Annotated in this window: 18 protein-coding genes; 13 read left to right on the forward strand and 5 right to left on the reverse strand. The window is 69.1% G+C overall.

The window, feature by feature from the left end; all coding sequences use genetic code 11:
* Positions 1-6 precede the first annotated feature (6 nt).
* A complete protein-coding gene (locus tag DX914_RS00525) occupies positions 7-798 on the reverse strand; it encodes a DODA-type extradiol aromatic ring-opening family dioxygenase (RefSeq protein ID WP_115857145.1) in 792 nt (263 codons plus the stop codon).
* Between the two features lie 152 nt (positions 799-950).
* Between DX914_RS00525 and DX914_RS00530 the strand changes: the two genes are divergently transcribed.
* The 7 genes from DX914_RS00530 to DX914_RS00560 all read left to right on the forward strand — a co-directional run bounded on the left by DX914_RS00530 (position 951) and on the right by DX914_RS00560 (position 8473).
* Positions 951-2399, forward strand: a complete 1449-nt coding sequence (locus tag DX914_RS00530) for a bifunctional 2-methylcitrate dehydratase/aconitate hydratase (protein WP_115857146.1) — start codon at positions 951-953, stop codon at positions 2397-2399.
* Between the two features lie 188 nt (positions 2400-2587).
* Positions 2588-3673, forward strand: coding sequence for an OmpA family protein (locus DX914_RS00535; RefSeq protein WP_115857147.1), 1086 nt, complete (start codon positions 2588-2590; stop codon positions 3671-3673).
* Positions 3674-3914: 241 nt separating this feature from the next.
* Positions 3915-5009, forward strand: a complete 1095-nt coding sequence (locus DX914_RS00540; RefSeq protein WP_115859063.1) for an OmpA family protein — start codon at positions 3915-3917, stop codon at positions 5007-5009.
* A 430-nt stretch (positions 5010-5439) separates the two neighbouring features.
* Positions 5440-5967, forward strand: coding sequence for a hypothetical protein (locus DX914_RS00545; protein WP_115857148.1), 528 nt, complete (start codon positions 5440-5442; stop codon positions 5965-5967).
* Between the two features lie 43 nt (positions 5968-6010).
* The gene (locus tag DX914_RS00550; protein ID WP_115857149.1) at positions 6011-6757 is read left to right on the forward strand and encodes a pseudouridine synthase; all 747 of its coding nucleotides are present in this window, start codon (positions 6011-6013) and stop codon (positions 6755-6757) included.
* Positions 6758-6965: 208 nt separating this feature from the next.
* Entirely contained in the window at positions 6966-7463 is a 498-nt protein-coding gene (locus tag DX914_RS00555) for a hypothetical protein (RefSeq protein WP_231118076.1), read from the forward strand.
* A 515-nt stretch (positions 7464-7978) separates the two neighbouring features.
* A complete protein-coding gene (locus tag DX914_RS00560; RefSeq protein ID WP_115857150.1) occupies positions 7979-8473 on the forward strand; it encodes a hypothetical protein in 495 nt (164 codons plus the stop codon).
* Between the two features lie 96 nt (positions 8474-8569).
* On the opposite strand, the gene kbl is transcribed toward DX914_RS00560, so the two are convergent.
* On the reverse strand, positions 8570-9763 hold the full coding sequence (kbl, locus tag DX914_RS00565) for a glycine C-acetyltransferase (RefSeq protein WP_115857151.1): 1194 nt from the start codon (positions 9761-9763) through the stop codon (positions 8570-8572).
* Positions 9764-9887: 124 nt separating this feature from the next.
* Positions 9888-10922, reverse strand: a complete 1035-nt coding sequence (tdh, locus tag DX914_RS00570) for an L-threonine 3-dehydrogenase (protein ID WP_196778790.1) — start codon at positions 10920-10922, stop codon at positions 9888-9890.
* Positions 10923-11078: 156 nt separating this feature from the next.
* Here tdh and DX914_RS00575 point away from each other — a divergent pair, with 156 nt between their 5' ends.
* The gene (locus DX914_RS00575) at positions 11079-13232 is read left to right on the forward strand and encodes a S46 family peptidase (protein WP_231118078.1); all 2154 of its coding nucleotides are present in this window, start codon (positions 11079-11081) and stop codon (positions 13230-13232) included.
* Between the two features lie 265 nt (positions 13233-13497).
* Complete coding sequence (locus DX914_RS00580; protein ID WP_425480645.1) at positions 13498-15663, forward strand: S46 family peptidase; 2166 nt, start codon at positions 13498-13500, stop codon at positions 15661-15663.
* A 314-nt stretch (positions 15664-15977) separates the two neighbouring features.
* Here DX914_RS00580 and DX914_RS00585 read toward each other — a convergent pair whose 3' ends face one another.
* Positions 15978-16205, reverse strand: a complete 228-nt coding sequence (locus DX914_RS00585; RefSeq protein WP_115857153.1) for a DUF6289 family protein — start codon at positions 16203-16205, stop codon at positions 15978-15980.
* A gap of 113 nt (positions 16206-16318) precedes the next feature.
* Positions 16319-16549, reverse strand: coding sequence for a DUF6289 family protein (locus tag DX914_RS00590; RefSeq protein ID WP_115857154.1), 231 nt, complete (start codon positions 16547-16549; stop codon positions 16319-16321).
* A 387-nt stretch (positions 16550-16936) separates the two neighbouring features.
* Between DX914_RS00590 and serA the strand changes: the two genes are divergently transcribed.
* The 4 genes from serA to DX914_RS00610 all read left to right on the forward strand — a co-directional run bounded on the left by serA (position 16937) and on the right by DX914_RS00610 (position 21738).
* Positions 16937-18502: a phosphoglycerate dehydrogenase gene (gene serA / locus DX914_RS00595; RefSeq protein ID WP_158549165.1), complete on the forward strand. Its 1566-nt coding sequence runs from the start codon at positions 16937-16939 to the stop codon at positions 18500-18502.
* Positions 18503-18504: 2 nt separating this feature from the next.
* Complete coding sequence (locus DX914_RS00600) at positions 18505-19149, forward strand: histidine phosphatase family protein (protein WP_115857156.1); 645 nt, start codon at positions 18505-18507, stop codon at positions 19147-19149.
* Between the two features lie 262 nt (positions 19150-19411).
* Positions 19412-20710, forward strand: coding sequence for a bifunctional tetrahydrofolate synthase/dihydrofolate synthase (gene folC, locus DX914_RS00605; protein ID WP_115857157.1), 1299 nt, complete (start codon positions 19412-19414; stop codon positions 20708-20710).
* A 110-nt stretch (positions 20711-20820) separates the two neighbouring features.
* Positions 20821-21738, forward strand: a complete 918-nt coding sequence (locus DX914_RS00610) for a DUF2167 domain-containing protein (protein ID WP_115857158.1) — start codon at positions 20821-20823, stop codon at positions 21736-21738.
* The last annotated feature ends 14 nt before the right edge of the window (positions 21739-21752 follow it).

Consider the following 21752-nt stretch of genomic DNA (forward strand, 5'->3'; position numbering starts at 1 on the left):
GATGGCTCAATCGAACGCGAACGCATCCAAAGCCAGCGTGCCCAACTCATGCGAGCGATGGATCGCGCGCACCGACGCCTGCTCGCCCGCCGCGCCCAGCGCCACGAACAGCGGCATCAGATGCTCCACGGTCGGATGCGCGTGGCGCGCATTCGGCGCCTGCCGCTGCCAGTCCAGCAGCGCGTCCAGGTCCTGCGCGTCCAGTCGCTCGTGCATCCACTGCGCGAAGGCCTGCGCCCACGGCGCCAGCGGCGCGTCGCGGTGCTGCCAGTCCAGATCGCCCAGGTTGTGGACGAAGCCGCCGGAGCCGATCACCAGCACGCCTTCCTCGCGCAGCGGCGCCAGCGCGCGGCCCAGCGCATAGTGCTGCGCGGCGTCGCCGTGCGGCATCACCGACAGCGGCACCACCGGAATCGCCGCCTGCGGATACATCCGCCGCAGCGGCACCCACACGCCGTGGTCCAGTCCGTGCGCCTCGCGCACCTTGGGCCGCAGGCCCGCGGCTTCCAGACGCTCGCGCAGCGATTCGGCCAGCGCGGGATGGCCGGGCGCCGGATACCGCAGCTCGTACAGCGGCGCCGGGAAGCCTCCGAAGTCGTGCACCGTGTGCGGCGCCGCATGCCCGCCCAGCATCGGCCGGTCGGTGAGGAAATGCGCGGACGCCACCACGATCGCCTTGGGCCAGGGCAATTGCGCGCCCAGGCCGTCGAGGAAGCGGCCGGCCGGCGTGTCGTCGATGGCCAGCATCGGCGAACCGTGCGACAGGAACAGCGTGGGCAGGCGGGTGGGTATGTCCATGGCGGCAGAATGGCGGCGGGCGCGGACCCCGACTAGCCTGCACCCGCGCGCCGCTGCGTTCCAGCCTTGGTGGCGCCGCCGCCGCCGCGATGACGCCGCCGTCGCCGACGAACGGGCACCATCGCCGCCATCCGTCGCCACCGGCCGCGCCCATGAGCCACCCCGACCTGCGTTCCGCCGTGCGTCCGCCGACCGACCCGTCGCTGCAGGCCATCGCCGACTACGTGGCCGACTACCGCGTGCGATCGGCGCTGGCCTACGACACCGCGCGGGCCATGCTGCTGGACTCGTTGGCTTGTGCGGCCCTGGCGATGGAGCATGCCGACTGCGTGCGCCACCTGGGCCCGCTGGTGCCCGGCGCCGAACTGAGTGGCGGCGCGCGCGTGCCGTATACCGGCTACGAACTGGACCCGGCGCAGGCCGCCTACAACATCGGCGTGCAGATCCGCTGGCTGGATTTCAACGACACCTGGCTCGCGGCCGAGTGGGGCCATCCTTCCGACAATCTCGGTGCGATCCTCGCCGTCGCCGACTACAGCGGCCGCCGCGCGCAAGCCGCGGGCGGCCGCGCGCTGAGCATGCGCGACGTGCTGGGCTACGCGATCAAGGCGCACGAGATCCAGGGCGTGTACGCGCTGCGCAATGCGTTCAACCGCGTCGGCCTGGATCACACGATCCTGGTGCGGCTGGCTTCGACCGCGGTGGCCACGCAACTGCTGGGCGGCGACCGCGACGCCATCGCCGCCGCGGTCTCGCAGTCGTGGCTGGACAACGGCGCCTTGCGCGCCTATCGCCACGCGCCCAACACCGGCCCGCGCAAGAGCTGGGCCGCCGGCGACGCCTGCCGGCGCGCGGTGATCCATGCCTTGAACGCGGTCAAGGGCGAGCCCGGCACGCCCAGCGCATTGTCCGCGCCCAACTGGGGCTTCTACGACGTGGCGTTCGAAGGGCAGGCCTTCGAGTTCGAACGCGACTTCGGCAGCTACGTGATGGAAAACGTGCTGTTCAAGCTCAGCTTCCCGGCCGAATTCCACGGCCAGACCGCGGTGGAGTGCGCGCTGCAGCTGCACGCGCTGGTCGAGCATCGCATCGCCGACATACAACGCATCGAGATCGAAACCCAGCAGGCGGCGCTGCGCATCATCGACAAGACCGGTCCGCTGGATAACTACGCCGACCGCGACCACTGCATCCAGTACATGGTCGCGGTGGCGCTGATTTTCGGCCGGCTCACCGCGCAGGACTACGGCGACGACGTCGCGCGCGATCCGCGCATCGACGCGCTGCGCGAGCTCACAGCCGTAAGCGAACGCGCGCAGTTCACCCGCGACTACTACGACCCCGACAAGCGCTACATCGGCAACGCCGTGCAGGTGTTCTTCCGCGACGGCACGGCCACTCCGCGCGTGGCCATCGACGCGCCCATCGGCCACCGCGAGCGCCGGGCCGAAGGCCTGCCGGTGCTGATGGCCAAGTTCGACGCCGCCATCGGCGCGCGGCTGCCGGCGGCGCGGGCGGAGGGCTTGCGCGCGCTGGCGCGCGACCCGCAACGCCTGGACGCGCTGCCCGTGACCGACTTCATGGCCTGGCTGCAGGCCTAGGTCCGTTTGTGCCACCAGGCCACACCCCCTGTGGAGCGTGCCGGCATGGCGGGCCAATGTTATTTGGTCGTTAACATGACTTTCACATAGGCAAACCTAACCTGCGCGGGATGGCGCCGGAAGGCGTCTGTAACAGCGGACCGGAATCTCGCAGCAGCGGTTTCCCTCATTCACCTAGGAGCCTCAGCATGAATAAGAAACTACTCTGCGCCGCCCTGCTCGGTGGCCTGGGTTTGGCCCAAGCCGCCAGCGCGCAGGATTTCGACGACCGTTGGTACCTGACCGGTACGGCCGGCATGAACATCCAGGACAACGACCGTGGCACCCGCAACGCGCCGTTCCTGGGTCTGGGCGTGGGCAAGTTCATCAGCCCGAACTGGTCGGTCGACGGCGAGCTGAACTATCAGCACCCGAAGTTCGACGCCGACCAGGACCTGTCCTGGAGCCAGTACGGCGTGTCGCTGGACTTCCGCCGCCACTTCATCACCGAAGGCCGCAACTGGAATCCGTACGCCCTGCTGGGTATCGGCTACCAGCGTTCGGAAGAAGAGTTCAACGCCTTCCCGTCGCCGAACTCGCCGGGCCGCCGTGAAGACGGCAACCTGGCCGCCAAGGTCGGTCTGGGCATCCAGGGCGATCTGGGCCGCGTCGGCATCCGCACCGAGCTGGCCTACCGCGCCGATTTCGACGACACCAGCGTGGCCGCTCCGGACGAAGACTGGTTCGGCGACGTGCTGGCCTCGGTCGGCATCGTGGTGCCGCTGGGTCCGGAACCCACCGAACCGGTCGCTCCGGCTCCGACGCCGGTCGCTCCGAACTGCGCCGACGGCGACGACGACGGCGACGGCGTGAACAACTGCGACGACAAGTGCCCCGGTTCGCAGGCTGGCCAGACCATCGGTCCGGACGGCTGCCCGGTGCCGATCACCATCGACCTGAAGGGCGTGAACTTCGACTTCGACAAGTCGACCCTGCGTCCGGACGCGATCGCGATCCTGAACGAGGCCGTCGAGATCCTGAAGCGCAACCCGTCGCTGCGCGTGGAAGTGGCCGGTCACACCGACCAGTGCGGTAAGGACGGCTACAACCAGGGCCTGTCCGAGCGCCGCGCCCGCGCCGTGTACGACTACATGACCAGCAACGGCGTCGACGCCGGTCGTCTGGCCGGTCCGATCGGCTACGGGGAGAGCCGTCCGCTGGAAGACATGGGTCAGGCCTTCCCGGGCTGCAAGAGCGAGAAGAACCGCCGTACCGAGCTGAACGCCCAGAACTGAATGGGTCTCAGCTGGACTGAGCAAAACCGCTAAGTAAGGAGAGAGGCCCGGCCTTTTGCCGGGCCTCTCTTTATTTAGGAACCACTCTTAAACCTGAACGTTAAGTGGTATTAACAATCGTCTTGACAGTGTATTATCTGGCCGGCCAGTGACCCCCTGACGGCCAGACGCGCCAGACCGAGTCCCTGTCACGCGATTGCGCCGTGAATCAAACCGTTCCCCGATCTGAAGGAGTTAGATGATGAAGATCCGTTTGTTGAGCACCGCACTGCTCGCGGGCTTGGCGTTTGCCCAGGCGGCCAGCGCGCAGGATTTCGATGACCGCTGGTACCTGACCGGCACCGCCGGCATGAACATCCAGGACAACGACCGTGGCACCCGCAACGCGCCGTTCCTGGGTCTGGGCGTGGGCAAGTTCATCAGCCCGAACTGGTCGGTCGACGGCGAGCTGAACTATCAGCACCCGAAGTTCGACGCTGACCAGGACCTGTCCTGGAGCCAGTACGGCGTGTCGCTGGACTTCCGCCGCCACTTCATCACCGAAGGCCGCAACTGGAACCCGTACGCCCTGCTGGGTATCGGCTACCAGCGTTCGGAAGAAGAGTTCAACGCCTTCCCGTCGCCGAACTCGCCGGGCCGCCGTGAAGACGGCAACCTGGCCGCCAAGGTCGGTCTGGGCATCCAGGGCGACCTGGGCCGCGTCGGCATCCGCACCGAGCTGGCCTACCGCGCCGATTTCGACGACACCAGCGTGGCCGCTCCGGACGAAGACTGGTTCGGCGACGTGCTGGCCTCGGTCGGCATCGTGGTGCCGCTGGGTCCGGAAGCCGCTGAGCCGGTCGCTCCGGCTCCGACGCCGGTCGCTCCGAACTGCGCCGACGGCGACGACGACGGCGACGGCGTGAACAACTGCGACGACAAGTGCCCCGGTTCGCAGGCTGGCCAGACCATCGGTCCGGACGGCTGCCCGGTGCCGGTCTCGATCGACCTGAAGGGCGTGAACTTCGACTTCGACAAGTCGACCCTGCGTCCGGACGCGATCGCGATCCTGAACGAGGCCGTCGAGATCCTGAAGCGCTATCCGGAGCTGAAGGTCGAAGTCGCCGGTCACACCGACTCGAAGGGCACCGACGCTTACAACCAGAAGCTGTCGGAGCGCCGCGCGTCGGCCGTGTACGACTACCTGACCAGCAACGGCGTCGACGCTTCGCGTCTGGCCGGCCCGAACGGCTACGGCGAGAGCCGCCCGATCGCTCCGAACACCAACGAAGATGGTTCGGACAATCCGGAAGGCCGTGCGAAGAACCGCCGCACCGAGCTGAACGTCCAGAACTAAGGACGTCGCGGGTTCCTCGGAACCCGAAAGCAACACCGCGAAGCCCGGCGCAAGCCGGGCTTCGTTTTTTTGCGCCGCCGAAACCTGCCGATCCCCAGCGTCATCCCCGCGAATGCGGGGTTCAGGGCTTCATCCAGACAGCGCCCCGAAGCGCTTCATCCTCATCCGGTCGCGGCCGCCTGCTCCCCTTCGTCATCTCCGCGAACGCGGGGATCCAGGGCTTCATCCAGGCAGGGCTGCGAAGTCTCGGATCGCGCCTTCGCAAGATTGGCGCGACCCAACTTCGCCGCCGATTCGCCCCAACACAGGGGAATGTGAGCGCGATCCGCTCCCCCGCGGTTGTCCGATCCGCCCCCCGCGCCTACACTCCCCGGGGTCGGGTCCGCGCCAGTCGGGGCACCGCGACGGACAAGACCGGGAGGAGTTCGCCATGCATCGTGTCCTAGCCGCAGCGCCGCTGCTGTTGATCGCCCAGCTCGCCCAGGCCGAAGTCGGCAACTGCGGCTCGCTGACCCTGCCGGCGCTGCCGGTGCAGCCCACCGTGATCGCACCGATCTCCTCGGAACTGGTCGCGCCCACGCATCAGCTAGGCGCGCCCACCGGCGTGCTCTCGCAGGCCTTCGACGAATCGCTGTCGGTGGACCGCGTGCTGCTGCGCATGCGCATCGACGGTTGCAACCTGGCCCGCGCCACCCCGGCCTCCAGCGGCATGCCCAGCGCCAACGATCCGGCCGCGTACAAGCCCAAGACCCAGTTCGACAACACTCCCTGGCGCTTCGACATGAGCCAGGGCGGCAAGCGCATGACCGCCGACGAGTTCAGCGCCTGGATGAAGGCCAAGGGCGTGCGCGTGGCCCGCGGCGCGCCGGGTTCGGCGCCTGCCGCCGCGGCGACGCCGGCACCGGCGCCCGCGCCGGCCGAGCCGCCCAAGGACGAGAAGAAGGGCAAGAAGAAGTAAGCCCGCCGCAGCGCGCCCGCGCCCGCGCGCGGTCCGCGCCGCCATGAACGCCACCCCCCGCCACGGCTTGGCCCGCGTGCTGTCCAAGCACGGCCTATGCTCGCGTACCGAAGCCGCGCGCTGGATCGCCGACGGCCGCGTGCAGGTCGACGGCCGTGTGGTGCGCGATCCCGAGTTCCCCATTCGGCGCGACCCGCGCGGCCGCCAGCGCATCGCCGTGGACGGCCGCGAGCTGGACCGCGCCGAGCCGATCTACCTGATGCTCAACAAGCCGCGTGGCCTGGTCACCAGCGCCCGCGACGAGCAGGGCCGCGACACCGTCTACCGCTGCTTCGACGGCGCCGTGCTCGACGGCGCGCCGCTGCCCTGGCTCGCGCCCGTGGGCCGGCTGGACCGCGCCAGCGAGGGCCTGCTGCTGTTCTGCAACGACCCCGAGTGGGCCGCGCGCATCACCGATCCCGAGCACGGGCCGGACAAGACCTACCACGTGCAGATCGACCGCGTACCCACGCCCGAACTGCTGGCGGCGCTGGTCGCCGGCGTGGACGAGCAGGGCGAACGCCTGCGCGCGAAATCGGCCGTGCTGCTGCGTCATGGCGAGAAGAACGCCTGGCTGCAGATCGTGCTCGACGAAGGCCGCAACCGCCAGATCCGCCGCCTGCTGGCCGCGCTGGACATCGCCGTGCTGCGCCTGCTGCGCGTGGCCATCGGCGAGCTGGCGCTGGGCGAATTGCCCAAAGGCCAGTGGCGGCGCCTGAGCGCCGCCGAAGCCGCCGCGTTGCGGCGCTGAGGCCTCGTCCGCGCGCAGTGCGACGCGCGTGCTGAACCGCCGCGTTCGCGTTCCGAAAAAACAGTGCGCCAGCACGCAACCGCAACGTGCGTTCGCGCCGCGAACGGATGCCCGAATGCAGGGCTCACGCGAGAGTGTGCGGCGCTTCACCGTTTCGCATCTTTGGGTTGCATCTAGACTCGCCGCCGACGTTCGGGGAGACGAAACGATGCGTGCGATCGCGATGGTGCTGCCGTGGCTGTTGTGTGCGGGCGCGGCGTACGCGCAGGAACCCGCTTGCGCGGGCGAAGAGGCCAGGGCAATGCCCTTGCTGCTGCAACCGGCCGCGGCCGGTGCGCAACCGATGCGCGAACGTGCGGCCGCGCCGTCCGCTCTGGCGGCGTTGGCGGGCGCGCAAGCGCCGTCGGCGCATGCGGGCCTGGCCTCGCCGCTGGCCGCCTGCGGCGAGCTCAGCGCGCGCCGCAGCAAGCCACCGCGCACGCGCAGCGCGGCCGGCAACGATCCCGCCACGTACAAACCCAAAACTCGCTACGACAACACGCCCTGGCGCTTCGACATGGAACAGAACGGCCGGCGCATGACCGCCGACGAGTTCGACGCCTGGATGAAGGCCCGCGGCGTGCGCGTGGCCAAGGGCGCGCCGGCGGTGAAGGCACAGCAGGAAAGCAAGCGCCGCCGCATCGCGCGTGCGGAGCGCGGGCGCTGACGCGCGGCCATGCATTCTGGCTTAGCTCCCTCCTTTGTAGAGGGTGAGGGCGTGCGCTTGCGAACCGCAGGTTCGCGCACGATCGAATGCCAGCAAGCTGCGCTTGCTGGCCGGGCGGGCTGGGGAGGATTTGCTTCTTGGCGCAGATCGCTGCGTATAGCGAAAAAGCGCATCCCCCTTAATCCCCCTTTTTCGAAGGAGGAGACAGCCACGGTGTAGCTGGCGCTCGCATCGCGCGCATCTGCTCGCGATCTTCACCCCGCGCGGCACTGGCCCCGCATCGCAAGCATCGGCTAGGCTGCCTCCGCCGCCCCGGCCGCGCATTCGCGCCGCCGCGCCGGCCGCGTCCATGACGGGCGCGCTATCCGCACAAGGAGGTGGCCGCCGGCCCGGATCGCCCGATCCGCCTACAGACCGGTTTCGACGACATACGCCGCACCCGGCCCGGATGTCCGGCGCCGGCGTCTTACCGCGCGCACGGTTGCGCGCTTCCCCCATCCTCATGGAGAGCACACATGCGTCATACCCCCAAGTCCGCCCTGCAGGCTCTGATGCTGCTGCTGATGCTGGCCCTGGCCCCGCTGGCCTCGGCCGATCCGGTCGTGGCCAACCAGAAGCTGCAAGTGGCCAAGCTCAACTTCGCCCAGGTCCAGCTGCAGCACCAGATCGCGGTGATGCACGCCAACGCCGGCCGCGTGAACGAAGCCCGCGTCGCGTTCACCACGGCCAACGTGCAGAGCCAGATGCTGACCCTCTCGCTGTTGCAGTTGAAGCAGGAGAACCAGCTGACCTACAACAACGGCCAGTACACCAACGGCCCGGCGCAGCAGCGTGCGGTGGCGCAGACCGAGCTGGCCAGCCTGAACTCGCAGCAGCTGAACCTGGACTACGCGGTGTTGCAGCAGATTCCGACTTCGCCGGCCTATCTGGCGCAGGCGCAGGTCCATTTGCTGATGCTCACCCAGAGCATGCTGCGGGTGGAGCAGGAAATGATCGCGGCGCAGCAGTAAGCGCCCGATACGCACGGGCCGCCCTTGCGGCGGCCCGTGACCAACACTTGCATCGCGGCGCCCAGGTGGCGCCGCGGTCGTTTCGACCCGGCCCGATCAGGCCGGAATCACGCCCAGTTCGCGACCGATCTTGGTGAATGCCGCGATCGCGCGGTCCAGGTGTTCGCGCGTATGCGCGGCCGACATCTGCGTGCGGATGCGCGCCTGGCCCTGCGGCACCACCGGGAAGAAGAAGCCGATGGCGTAGATGCCTTCTTCGAGCAGGCGCTGGGCGAACTTCTGCGCCAGCGGCGCGTCGTACAGCATCACCGGACTGATCGGGTGCACGCCGGGCTTGATGTCGAAACCGGCCGCGCCCATGCGCTCGCGGAAGTAGGCGGTGTTGGCGGCCAGGCGCTCGCGCAGCTCGCCGGCGGCCGACAGCATCTCGAACGCCTTGATCCCGGCGGCCACCACGTGCGGCGGCAGCGAGTTGGAGAACAGATAGGGGCGCGAACGCTGGCGCAGCAGTTCGATCACTTCCTTTTTGGCGGTGGTGAAACCGCCCAGCGCGCCGCCCATGGCCTTGCCCAGGGTGCCGGTGAAGATGTCGATCCCGTCCATCACGCCCTTGACCTCGGCCGAGCCGCGGCCGGTCGCGCCGAGGAAGCCGGTGGCATGGCATTCGTCGATGTGCACCAGCGCGCCGTACTTCCTGGCCAGGGCCACGATCTCGTCCAGCGGCGCGATGAAGCCGTCCATCGAGAACACGCCGTCGCTGGTGATCAGCTTGGTCTTGCAGCCGGCCACGTCGGCGGCCTGCAGCTGCTTTTCCAGGTCGGCCATGTCGCAGTTGGCGTAGCGGAAGCGCTTGGCCTTGCACAGGCGCACGCCGTCGATGATCGAGGCGTGGTTGAGCGCGTCGGAGATGATCGCGTCGTTCTCGTCCAGCAGCGGCTCGAATAGGCCGCCGTTGGCGTCGAAGCAGGCGGCATAGAGGATCGTGTCTTCAGTGCCGAAGAAATCCGCGATGGTCTTTTCCAGCTGCTTGTGCAGGTCCTGGGTGCCGCAGATGAAGCGCACCGAGGCCATGCCGAAGCCGTGCGTATCCAGCGCGTCCTTGGCCGCCTGGATGATGTCCGGATGGTCGGCCAGGCCCAGGTAGTTGTTGGCGCAGAAGTTGAGCACCGTGCGCCCGTCCTCGAGCACGATCTCGGCCGACTGCGGGCTGGTGATGATGCGCTCGGCCTTGAACAGGCCGGCGGCGCGGATCTCGTCGAGGGTATCGGCGTAGCGTTGGGTCAGGGACATGGTGGCGTCGTCTTTGGCGGGGCGGCGGGGCGAAAAAATAGAAGGTAGGAGTTAGGAAATAGCGAAAGCAGGGGCGGAGACAGCTTTCGCTATCTCCTAACTCCTATCCGCTATCTCCTACTACTCAGTTCCAGCTAAGTACGACCTTACCCGCCTTGCCCGTCTCCATCAGGTCGAAGCCCTTCTGGAAATCGTCGATCGGCAGCTGGTGGGTGAGCACCTTGCCCAGCGGGAAACCCGACAGCACCAGCTGGGTCATCTTGTACCAGGTCTCGTACATCTTGCGGCCGTAGATGCCGTGCAGGGTCAGGCCCTTGAAGATGATCTTGTCCCAGTCCACGCCGGCGCCCTTGGGCATGATGCCGAGCATGGCGATCTTGCCGCCGTGGTACATGCAGTCGAGCATGTCGTTGAACGCGCGCGGATTGCCGCTCATTTCCAGGCCCACGTCGAAGCCTTCCATGTGCAGGTCGGCCATCACGTCCTTCAGCGACTGGTTGGCCACGTTGACCACGCGGGTGGCGCCCATGTCGGCGGCCAGCTTCAGGCGGAAGTCGTTGACGTCGGTGACCACCACGTTGCGCGCGCCGATGTGCTTGCAGATGCCCGCGGCGATGATGCCGATGGGGCCGGCGCCGGTAATCAGCACGTCCTCGCCGACCACGTCGAACTCCAGCGCGCAGTGCGCGGCGTTGCCGTAGGGGTCGAAGAACGCGGCCAGCTCGGACGGGATCTGGTCCGGGATCGGCCACAGGTTGCTGGCCGGCATCACGATGTACTCGGCGAAGGCGCCGTTGCGGTTCACGCCGATGCCGGTGGTGTTCGGGCAAAGATGCTGGCGGCCGGCGCGGCAGTTGCGGCAGTGGCCGCAGACGATGTGGCCTTCGGCCGACACGCGCTGGCCGATGCTGTAGCCCGACACGCCCGCGCCCAGTTCGACCACGCGGCCGACGAACTCATGGCCGATGACCAGGCCCGGCTTGATCGTGCGCTGGCTCCACTCGTCCCACAGGTAGATGTGCAGGTCGGTGCCGCAGATCGCGGTCTTCTCCAGCTTGATCAGGACCTCGTTGGGGCCCGGCGCGGGCACCGGCACCTGTTCCATCCAGATGCCCTTGCCGGTTTCGCGCTTGACCAGCGCCTTCATCGTTTGCGTCATGGGGATGCATGCCTTGGGGACCGCGCGGAAGGCGCGGAAACGGGACGAAATTATACGCGCCCCGCCCGGCGGCGCCCCGTGCCGGCCCCGGCACGCGTTTGCCGCACCCGGCGGCAATCGCCTATCGTCGCCGCTCCCCAGCGATCCGGAACGACCATGCGCCCCCGTCTGTTAGCCCTGTCCCTGGCCCTGTGCGCCGCGCCCGCCCATTCCGACGAGGGCATGTGGATGCCTTCGCAGCTGCCCGAGATCGCCGGCCAGCTGCGCGCGGCCGGTTTCCAGGGCGAGCCGGGCGACCTGGCCGAGCTGGCCAAGCCGCCGATGAACGCGGTGGTCAAGGTCGGCGGCGCCACCGGCGCCTTCGTCTCCGCCGACGGCCTGGTGCTGACCAACCACCACGTCGCCTTCGGCGTGATCCAGTACAACTCCAAACCCGAGCGCGACCTGATCGGCAACGGCTACATCGCCGCCGACCGCGCCGCCGAACTGCCGGCCAACCCCGATTACCGCGTGCTGGTGACCACCGGCTTCGACAAGATCACCGACCGCATCCTGGCCGGCGCACGCGGCAAACGCGGCCGCGCCTATTACGACGCCGTCGATGCGGCGACCAAGGCCGCGGTGGCCGAATGCGAGCGCGAGGCGGGCACCCGCTGCAGCGTGGCCAACATGTACTACGGCACCGACTTCTACCTGATCCGCCAGCTCGAACTGCGCGACATCCGCCTGGTCTACGCGCCGCCGGACGCGATCGGCAATTACGGCGACGAAGTCGACAACTTCATGTGGCCGCGCCACAGCGGCGACTTCACCCTGCTGCGCGCCTACGTGGGCAAGGACGGCAAGCCGGCCGACTACTCGCCCGACAACGTGCCCTATCAGCCGCCGGGCCATCTGCAGATCGGCACCGACCCGGTGCGCGAGGGCGATTACGCCATGCTCGCCGGCTACCCGGGCGTGACCTTCCGCCATCGCATGGCCTCGGAGTTCAAGCAGCAGATCGAATGGCAGCTGCCGTCGCGCGTGGCCCTGTTCGACCGCATGATCGACACCATCGAGGCCGCCGCGGCCAAGGACGCCGACGCCAAGGTGCGCTACGCCGCGCAGGTGGCCAGTTTCAAGAACACGCTCAAGCGCGCCCAGGGCGAGCTCGACGGCCTGCGCCGCAGCGACGCGGTGCGCGTGCGCGGTCAGGACGAGGCCGCCATGCTCACCTGGCTGGATAAGCAGCCGCAGGCCAAGGCCACGCGCGCCGACATCGACGCCGCGCAGAAGGTGCTGGACGCGTCCGCGGCCACGCGCGAGCGCGACCAGTTGCTCAGCGCGATCCGCAACCAGACCCAATTGCTCAACGCCGCACTGACCGTGCAGCGCCTGGCGTTGGAACGCGCCAAGCCCGACGCCCAGCGCGAGTCCGGCTACCAGCAGCGCGATGAAGTGCTCATCACTGGCCGCCTCAAGCAGGTGCAGCGCCGCTACGCGCCGGCGGTGGAGCGCGAGCTGTTGCTGTACTTGCTCAAGCAGTACAAGGCGCTGGCGCCGAACCTGCGCGTGGCCGAGATCGATCAGGTGTTCCCGGGCGAGGACGAGGCCGCGATCAGGCGCGGCATCGACGCGGTCTACGCACGCACCGGCCTGGGCGAGGAAGCCGCGCGCCTGCAGGCCATCGGCGCCGACGCCAAGACCCTGCAAGGCGCCGACGACTCGCTGCTCCAGGCCGCCGCGATCCTGACCCCGGCCTTCATGCGCCTGGAAGACGAGGGCAAGACCCGCGACGGCGAACTGCTGCGCCTGCGCCCGGCCTACATGCGCGCGCTGATCGGCTATCGCAAGTCGCAGGGCCGCGCGGTCTATCCCGACGCCAACTCCACCCTGCGCGTGAGCTACGGCAAGGTCAGCACCATGGATCCGCGCGACGGCGTGCGCTACCGCCCGCTGACCACGGTGCAGGGCATTATCGAGAAACACACCGGCACCGCGCCCTTCGCCGCGCCGCAGGCGCTGCGCGAGGCCATCGCCCAAGGCGATTTCGGCAGCACCGCCGATCCCGAGCTCAAGACCCAGACCGTGGATTTCCTGACCAACCTGGACACCACCGGCGGCAATTCCGGCTCGCCGGTGCTCGACGCCCACGGCAAGCTGATCGGCCTGAATTTCGACAGCAACTGGGAGGCGGTCAGCGCCAGCTGGATGTTCGACCCGCGTTACAAGCGCGCGATCCACGTCGACATGCGCTACCTGCGCTGGCTGCTGGCCAAGGTCTACCCGGCGCCGCATTTGCTCAAGGAAATGAACCTGCCGGCGGAGTGAGCGCCATCGGGCCAGGCCCGAGGGCCGTCGGCCTTCGGAGTCATGCCTGGATGAAGCCCTGGGTTCCCGCCTTCGCGGGAACGACGGGGACACCTCACCCGTCATCCCCGCGAAGGCGGGGATCCAGAGGCTTCAGAGCCATCTCCCCAGGGCCCCAGGCCTCCAATCCGGTCACACCTGAACGGCCCGGGCAGGACTTTAGTCATACCCGGGCCTCCATCCCGGCGGGCTAGACTCGCCGGTCGATTACCGTAAGGAGAGTTGCATGCGTTACACGGCGTTGGCTGCGGCCATGGCGATGACGGGGACGTTCGCGGTGGGTCTGGCCCAGGCGGGCGAGGGCATGTGGGTGCCGCAGCAGCTGCCGGAGATCGCCGGCCCGCTGAAGAAGGCCGGCCTGAAGTTGAACCCCAAGCAGCTGGCCAACCTGACCGGCGACCCGATGGGCGCCGTGGTCTCGCTGGGCGGCTGCACCGCCAGCTTCGTCTCCCCGCAGGGCCTGGTGGTCACCAACCACCACTGCGCCTACGGCGCGATCCAGCTCAACTCCACCGCCGAAAAGAACCTGATGCGCGACGGCTTCAACGCCGCCACGCCGGCCGCCGAGGTCTCCGCCGGCCCGAACGCGCGCATCTACGCCCTGGATTCGATCCAGGACGTCACCGCCGAAGTGAAGGCCGCCATCGCCGCCGCGCCCGACGCGATCGGCCGCACCCGCGCGCTGGAAGACGTGGAAAAGCGCCTGGTCGCTGCCTGCGAAGCCGAAGCCGGCTTCCGCTGCCGCCTCTACAGCTTCTCCGGCGGCAACACCTACCGCCTGTTCCGCAACCTCGAAATCAAGGACGTGCGCCTGGTCTATGCGCCTCCGGGCAGCATCGGCAACTACGGCGGCGAGGTCGACAACTGGATGTGGCCGCGCCACACCGGCGATTTTTCCTTCTACCGCGCCTACGTCGGCAAGGACGGCAAGCCCGCCGCCTACGCCGCCGACAACGTGCCCTACCAGCCCAAGCACTGGCTGAAGATCGCCGACAAGCCGCTGGGCGCGGGCGACTTCGTCATGGTCGCCGGCTATCCGGGTTCGACCAGCCGATACGCCCTGGCCGAGGACTTCGACAACACCGCGCAGTGGACCTATCCCACCGTGGGCGGCCACTACAAGAAGCTGGTGGCCATGGTCGAAGCCGAGGGCAAGAAGACCCCCGAGATCGGCGTGAAGTACGCCAGCACCGTGCGTGGCTGGCAGAACGCGATGAAGAATTACGACGGTCAGCTGGAAGGCTTCCAGCGCATCGGCGCCAGCGACAAGAAGCACGCCGAGGACGCCGCCGTGCTCGACTGGCTGCGCAAGCAGGGCGCCAAGGGCCAGCCCGCGCTGGCCGCGCACGACACCCTGGTGCGGGTGGGCGGCGAAGCCCGCGCCAACCGCGAACGCGACCTGATCTTCAGCCAGTTCCGCAACACCGGCGCGGTCGGCGCCGCGCTGCAGCTGTACCGTCTGTCGATCGAAAGCGCCAAGCCCGACGCCCAGCGCGAGCAGGGCTACCAGCAGCGCGATATGCCTTCGTTCGAAGGCGCGATGAAGCAGATGGAGCGCCGCTACGATCCGAAGATGGACCGCCAGCTGCAGGCCTACTGGCTCGCCGAATACGTCAAGCTGCCGGCCGCGCAGCGCATCCCGCAGCTGGACAAGTGGCTGGGCGGCAACGACGAGAAGGCGATCAAGCGCGCGCTGGACAAGCTGGCCAAGACCAAGCTCGGCGCCACCGACCAGCGCCTGGCGCTGATGAAGACCGACCGCGCCGCGTTCGAGAAGAGCAAGGACCCGGCGATCCAGCTGGCCGTGGCGATCATGCCCGCCGTGCTCAAGCTGGAAGAGGAAGGCAAGGCCCGCGCCGGCGAAACCCTGGTCGCGCGCCCGGTCTACCTGCAGGCCGTGGCCGACTACAAGAAGAGCAAGGGCCAGTTCGTCTACCCGGACGCCAACTCCTCGCTGCGCATCACCTTCGGCAACGTCATGGGCTACACCAAGACCGACGGCAGCAAGCAGGTGCCGTTCACTAAGCTCGAGGAAGTCGCGGCCAAGGCCACCGGCGCCGACCCCTTCGACGCACCGCAGTCGTTGCTAGACGCCATCGCCGCCAAGCGCTACGGCGGCCTGGCCGACAAGCGCCTGGGCACGGTGCCGGTGAACTTCCTGGCCAACCTGGACATCACCGGCGGCAACTCCGGCTCGCCGGTGCTGGACGGCAACGGCAAGCTGGTCGGCCTGGCCTTCGACGGCAACTGGGAATCGGTGAGCTCGAACTGGGTCTTCGACCCGGCCATGACCCGCATGATCTCCGTCGACCAGCGCTACATGCGCTGGATCATGCAGGAGGTCTATCCGGCGCCGCAGTTGTTGAAGGAACTGAACGTCGCGCCGAAGTAAGGCGCGGCGTTGCAGGCCACACCCGAAGGCCGGTCAAGGACCGGCCTTCTCTTTTTCGTGGCGCTCGCTCTCTGTGGGAGCGGCCCTACAGGAATCTCCTGTGGCCATAAGCCGCGATCTCGGCTCCCCCGATCGCGAATCCGCTTTGGGTAGGAGCGGCGTAAGCCGCGACCACGAAAGCACGTCAACGGCGACTGCGACGTAACCGAGTTTCACTGTCGCGGCTTACGCCGCTCCTTTCCCCAAGGCTCCGCGCCAAGCAGAAAGGCCGGGCAGCGCCCGGCCTTCCCAACTTCGACAGTGCACGGGGCCGATCAATCCCCCGGGCAGAACGCCTTGCCCGAGCTGTAACGGGACGTCAGCACGCCGGACTGGTAGTAGGTGCCTTCGCAGTCCATGGACGACTCGCCGACGACGTGGCCGTTGGCGTCGAAGTAGACGTAGAACTCGCCGATCTCGTCGGCGATGGGCGGGCGGGCGAGGGCGGCGGTGGCGTACAGGGCCAGGGCCAGGCCCAGGGCGACGATGAGGCGCTTACGCATGGTGGATCTCCTTGGCTGCGGCGCAGGCAGCGCGGTGCGCGGCGGGCGCCGAGTGGCTATGGTGGTGGGCTGGGCGCACGCGCGCTGGGCGGCGTGCGCAGGTCGCGTCGGGGTCAGCGCGGATCGGGATCGCAGATGAAATAGCCGTCCGCGTAGTTCTTGGTGAACTTGCCCCAGGACGTGCGGTTGCCGTAGCAGTCGATGGCTTGGTAGCCCACCACCGCACCGTTGGCGTCGTAGTAGTAATAGAACTGGCCCGGGCCGGTCGGGCCCACCGCGGCGATGGCCGCACCCATGGCGGCCGCGGCCAGCAGGCCCAGCGTCCAGGCGGTCTTCTTACGCATCTTCCACTCCCTGTCGTCGAATGCGCCGGCGTCGGTGCCGGCCCGGCGACCCTAGGGCGAAATTTGTTGGCATCAGGTGAGGCGGAAGCTAGAAATCCGTGTAGTTGTGACCGCGGTCCGTGCGGCTGTCGCGAATTGCCGGCGCCGGCACATCGCGGCAGTGACGGCGGTGCCGCGCTTGCAACCGGGCACGGCTTTGCTACTCTGCGCCTTCAGTCGCGGATTCCCATGCCAGCCGGCCCCGTCTCCCGACCCGTGTCAGATGCCGCCTCCGTGCGGCCGCGCTACCCAAGGTCCGTCCGTATCCCGGGCCCTGACGTAGCCGAACCTGTTCCCGCTGTGCCGGCTCGCAGGCTTTCCGCGCTCCCATTCCCCAAGGAGCTTGCGATGAAAGTACTGGCCTGCGATGGCATCCACGAAGACGGCTTGGCCCTGTTCCGCGAGGCGGGATGGGACGTAGTCGTGGCCCCCGCCCCGATCAAGGATCCCGACGTGCTGGCCCAGGCCCTGGCCGAGGTCGACGCCGTGCTCGTGCGTTCGGCCACCCAGGTCCCGGCCGAAGCCCTGCGCGAGGCGCGCAACCTGCGCGTGATCGGCCGCGCCGGCGCCGGCGTGGACACCATCGACGTCGACGCGGCCACCGCGCGCGGCATCGCGGTGATGAACGCGCCCGACGGCAACACCCTGGCCGCGGCCGAGCACGCGATCTCGCTGCTGTTCGCGCTGGCCCGCCACATCCCGCGCGCCGACGCCGGCATGAAGGCCGGCGAATGGCCCAAGGCCGGTCTGACCGGCTTCGAGCTGGAAGGCAAGAAGCTGGGCGTGATCGGCCTGGGCCGCATCGGCGGCACCGTGGCGCGCAAGGCCCAGGGCATCGGCATGGAGGTGGCCGCGCACGATCCGTTCCTGCCGGCCTCGGCCGCGGGCAAGGGCAGCGTGCCGCTGAAGACCCTGGACGAACTGCTGGCCTGGGCCGACGTGGTCACCCTGCATATCCCGCGCACCAAGGAAACCACCAACCTGCTGTCGGAAGCGCGCATGCGCGCGATGAAGAAGGGCGCCTACCTGATCAACGCCGCGCGCGGCGGCCTGGTCGACGAGGCCGCGCTGCTGACCCTGCTGGAGGAGGGACACATCGCCGGCGCCGCGCTGGACACCTTCGCCACCGAACCGCTGCAGGCCGACTCGCCGCTGCGCGCCAACGCCAAGCTGATCCTGACCCCGCACCTGGGCGCATCCACCAGCGAGGCGCAGCAGGCGGTCAGCACCATCCTGGCGCGGCAGATCATCGACTTCGTCGCCACCGGCGCGGTCGCCGGCTGCGTCAACCTGCCGCCGCTGACTGCCGAGGCCGCGCGCGAAGTGGGCCCGTGGATGCCGCTGATGTCCTCGCTGGGCCGCCTGGCCGCGCGCCTGGTGCCCGCGCCCACGCGCCTGGAAATCACCTACGCCGGCCGCACCGAAGCGTTGGACACGCGCCCGCTGTCGCGCCTGCTGGTCGCCGCGCTGCTCGGCACCGCGTCCGGCCGGGTCACGCCGGTCAACGCGCTGCAGGAAGCCGCCGCGCGCGGCCTGACCGTGTCCGAAACCCTGGGCGGCGACGGCGACGGTTTCGACCGCCTGCTCAAGCTGCGCGTGGTCGGCGAACACCGCACCCGCGAGATCGAGGCCACCTTGCACCGCGGTCCGCGCGTGGTCCGTCTGGACGGCGTGGAAATCGAGTTCGATCCGCAGGCGCACGTGCTGCTGCTGCGCAACGAAGACCGCCCCGGCATGATCGGCACGGTCGGCAGCCAACTCGGTGCGGCCGGCGTGAACATCGTCAACTTCGCCCTGGGCGCGGCCGGCGACGGCCAGGCGCGCGCGGCGATCACGGTGGACCGCCCGGTGGCCGAGGAACAACTGGCCGTGCTGCGCGCGACGCCCGGCATCCTCTCGCTGGCGCAGGTGTAAGCATGCGCATCCTGCTCGCACGCCATGGCGAAACGCCCTGGAACGCCGAAGGCCGCTACCAGGGCCAGGAAGACATCCCGTTGTCGCCGATCGGACAAGCGCAGGCTGCCGCCTTGGGCGAACGCCTGCGCGAAGTGCCGATCACCCGCGCGGTGGCCTCGCCGCTGGTCCGCGCCCGCCGCACCGCCGAACTGGCGCTGGGCGCGGAACGCGCCGCCACGCTGCAGCTCGATCCGGGCCTGATGGAGATCGCGCACGGCAGTTGGGAGGGCCTGCTCGCCAGCGAAATCCGCGAGCGCGACGGCGACCGCCTGCGCGCCTGGCGCGATACCCCGCACGAGGTGCTGATGCCCGGCGGCGAATCGATCCAGCACGTGCTCGACCGCGCCTGGCCCGCGTTCGCGCGTGCCGCGCAAGGCTTGGGCGACGACGACACCTTGCTGGTGGTCGCCCACGACGCGGTCAACCGCGTGTTGCTGTGCCAGGTGCTGGGCATCCCGCTGGCCAAGCTGTGGACCTTCCGCCAGGCGCCGACCACGCTGAACTTGCTCGAAGGGCCCGACGTCGATCACCTCGATGTGGTGCGGTTGAACGATTGCAGCCATCACACGCTGTTGTTCGGCGAAGCGGTGCACAGAGCGCTGTAAGGCACGGGGAGGCTCTGTCGGATCTCCATCGCGGCCTCAATCCCGTCATTCCGGCGTAAGCCGGAACCCATCTTGATCTTGCTTGGTTTCCCGTCGCCGTCGAATCCCGAGGCGCAAGCAAATGGGTTCCGGCTTGCGCCGGAATGACGCAGTAGGGAGCGACGGGACAGGGCGCATCGGCAGTGGGTTTCGAGCCTCGCCGCCGGCATGGGGAGCGGTGCCAGACCCCCTATGCCCCGGCCGGATCGGCGACAATAGCGCCATGCAACGCACGCTCGCCGACTGGCTGTCCTACATCGAACGCATCCATCCCAAGACCATCGACATGGGCTTGGAACGCATCCGCATCGTCGCCCGGCGCCTGGGCCTGGGGCGGCCGGCCAAGAAGGTGATCACCGTCGGCGGCACCAACGGCAAGGGCTCGACCGTGGCCTTCATCGAGGCCATCGCGCGCGCCGACGGCCGCCGCGTGGGCGCCTACACTTCGCCGCATCTGCTGGCCTACAACGAGCGCATCCGCATCGACGGGCGCGACGCGGGCGACGCCGAGATCGTCGCCGCGTTCGAAGCCATCGAGGCCGCGCGCCTGGGCGCGGCGGGCGGCGGCGAAGTCGCGCTGACCTATTTCGAATACGGCACCCTGGCCGCGCTGTGGCTGTTCGAGCGCGCCCGGTTGGACCTGGCGATCCTGGAGGTCGGCCTGGGCGGGCGCCTGGATGCGACCAACATCGTCGATCCCGACGTGGCGGTGATCACCACCGTCGATCTGGACCACCAGGATTATCTGGGCGAGGACCGCGAGGCCATCGGTTTCGAGAAGGCCGGCATCGCCCGCGCCTGGAAGCCGCTGGTGCTGGGCGACGACGATCCGCCGTCCAGCGTGCTGGGTCACGCCTACCGCATCGGCGCCTCGGCGCTGCGGGCGAATTGCGATTTCTTCTTCGAGCCGCTGCCATCGCGCGCCGACGCCGCGCCGCAGTGGCGCTGGCGCGAGGTCGGTTACCGCGCCGATCTGCCGCTGCCGCAGCTGGCCGCGCCGGCGCAGCTGCGCAACGCCGCCGTCGCCATCGCCGCGTTGCGCGCGCTGGGCGGCGCGCCGGGCAAGGCCGAACTGGCGCAGGGCGTCGCTAACGCGCACGTGCCCGGCCGCCTGCAGCGCTTCGAGCGCGGCGGCGTGGACGTGCTGGTGGACGTGGGCCACAACCCGCAGGCCGCACGCGAACTGGCGGCCTGGCTGGCGGCCGTGCCCGCGCCCGGCCGGGTGCGCGCGGTGTTCGCCGCGCTGGGCGACAAGGACGTGGCCGGCGTGGTCGCGGCGCTGGCCGATCGCATCGACGAATGGCATCTGGCCGGCCTGGCCGACAGCGGCCCGCGCGGCATCGACGTCGACGCCTTCGCCCAGCGCCTGCACGGCAGCGCCGCGGCCGAAGGCCAGCGCCATGCCGATGTGGCCGCCGCCCTGGACGCCGCGCTGGCGCGCGCCGAACCCGGCGACCGGGTGCTGGTGTTCGGTTCCTTCCACACCGCCGCCGCCGCGCTGCAACGCCTGTCCGCGCGCTGAGCGCGGCTTTGCGCCGAAGCGGTGGCGCCCGCGCTAGCCGCTGCGGGCGGACGCGCGCGATACTGTGCGTCCGGGCGTGGGGACGCCCGTTTTCTCAGGGGAATACCGACATGTGGAAGTGGATGCTGTGCGGCCTGCTGGCCGTGTCGGCCGGCGCGCATGCGCAGGCCGCGGACGAGGCCGCGCGCGAACAGGCCGAGCAGCGCGCGCGTGCGTTCGCGCAAAGCCTGCAGTACCAGCAAGGCCAGGTGGCGGTGGCGCCGGCCGATGCGCAGCTCAAGCTGGGCAAGGACTTCCGTTATCTGGGCGCGGCCGACGCGCAGAAGGTGCTGGAGCAGCTGTGGGGCAATCCGCCCGACAGCGACGTGCTCGGCCTGATCGTGCCCGCCGGCGTGGACCTGCTGGACGAACACAGCTGGGCGGTGGTGGTGACCTATGTCGACGAGGGCTATGTGTCCGACGAGGACGCGGCCAAGATCGACTACGCGCAGATGCTCAAGGACATGCAGGAGGGCACCCAGGAAGCCAACGCCGAGCGCCGCAAGGCCGGCTACGAGGCCATCGAACTGGTGGGCTGGGCCGAGCCGCCGCGCTACGACGCGGCGACCAAGAAGCTGTACTGGGCCAAGGAGCTGGCGTTCGAAGGCAGCCCCAACCACACCTTGAACTACGACATCCGTGTGCTCGGCCGGCGCGGCTACCTCAGCCTCAACGCCGTGGCCGGCATGGGCGAGCTCGCCCAGGTCCGCAGCGGCATGCAACGGCTGCTGCCGCAGGTGGAGTTCGACGCCGGCGCGCGCTACGCCGACTACGACTCCAGCACCGACAAGACCGCGGCCTACGGTCTGGCGGCGCTGGTCGGCGGCGGCCTGGCCGCCAAGGCCGGCCTGTTCGCCAAGATCGGCGCGCTGCTGCTGGGCCTGAAGAAGCTGCTGATCCCGCTGGTGCTGGTGGTGGGCGCGGCGTTCGGCAAGCTGATCGGCTTCTTCCGCGGCAAGAAACGCGACCAGGGTGGCACGGTGAGCTGAGCCGAGCGCTCGAT

This window comes from Lysobacter silvisoli (assembly GCF_003382365.1).
GTDB classification, from domain to species: Bacteria; Pseudomonadota; Gammaproteobacteria; order Xanthomonadales; family Xanthomonadaceae; genus Lysobacter; species Lysobacter silvisoli.

Coding starts and splice junctions, on each gene's coding strand:
- folC (WP_115857157.1), top strand. CDS start 19,412: ATGCAACGCACGCTCGCCGACTGGCTGTCCTACATCGAACGCATCCAT.
- DX914_RS00610 (WP_115857158.1), top strand. CDS start 20,821: ATGTGGAAGTGGATGCTGTGCGGCCTGCTGGCCGTGTCGGCCGGCGCG.
- DX914_RS00560 (WP_115857150.1), top strand. CDS start 7,979: ATGCGTCATACCCCCAAGTCCGCCCTGCAGGCTCTGATGCTGCTGCTG.
- DX914_RS00580 (WP_425480645.1), top strand. CDS start 13,498: ATGCGTTACACGGCGTTGGCTGCGGCCATGGCGATGACGGGGACGTTC.
- DX914_RS00530 (WP_115857146.1), top strand. CDS start 951: ATGAGCCACCCCGACCTGCGTTCCGCCGTGCGTCCGCCGACCGACCCG.
- serA (WP_158549165.1), top strand. CDS start 16,937: ATGAAAGTACTGGCCTGCGATGGCATCCACGAAGACGGCTTGGCCCTG.
- DX914_RS00600 (WP_115857156.1), top strand. CDS start 18,505: ATGCGCATCCTGCTCGCACGCCATGGCGAAACGCCCTGGAACGCCGAA.
- DX914_RS00555 (WP_231118076.1), top strand. CDS start 6,966: ATGCGTGCGATCGCGATGGTGCTGCCGTGGCTGTTGTGTGCGGGCGCG.
- DX914_RS00540 (WP_115859063.1), top strand. CDS start 3,915: ATGAAGATCCGTTTGTTGAGCACCGCACTGCTCGCGGGCTTGGCGTTT.
- kbl (WP_115857151.1), bottom strand. CDS start 9,763: ATGTCCCTGACCCAACGCTACGCCGATACCCTCGACGAGATCCGCGCC.
- DX914_RS00550 (WP_115857149.1), top strand. CDS start 6,011: ATGAACGCCACCCCCCGCCACGGCTTGGCCCGCGTGCTGTCCAAGCAC.
- DX914_RS00535 (WP_115857147.1), top strand. CDS start 2,588: ATGAATAAGAAACTACTCTGCGCCGCCCTGCTCGGTGGCCTGGGTTTG.
- DX914_RS00585 (WP_115857153.1), bottom strand. CDS start 16,205: ATGCGTAAGCGCCTCATCGTCGCCCTGGGCCTGGCCCTGGCCCTGTAC.
- DX914_RS00525 (WP_115857145.1), bottom strand. CDS start 798: ATGGACATACCCACCCGCCTGCCCACGCTGTTCCTGTCGCACGGTTCG.
- tdh (WP_196778790.1), bottom strand. CDS start 10,922: ATGACGCAAACGATGAAGGCGCTGGTCAAGCGCGAAACCGGCAAGGGC.
- DX914_RS00590 (WP_115857154.1), bottom strand. CDS start 16,549: ATGCGTAAGAAGACCGCCTGGACGCTGGGCCTGCTGGCCGCGGCCGCC.
- DX914_RS00545 (WP_115857148.1), top strand. CDS start 5,440: ATGCATCGTGTCCTAGCCGCAGCGCCGCTGCTGTTGATCGCCCAGCTC.
- DX914_RS00575 (WP_231118078.1), top strand. CDS start 11,079: ATGCGCCCCCGTCTGTTAGCCCTGTCCCTGGCCCTGTGCGCCGCGCCC.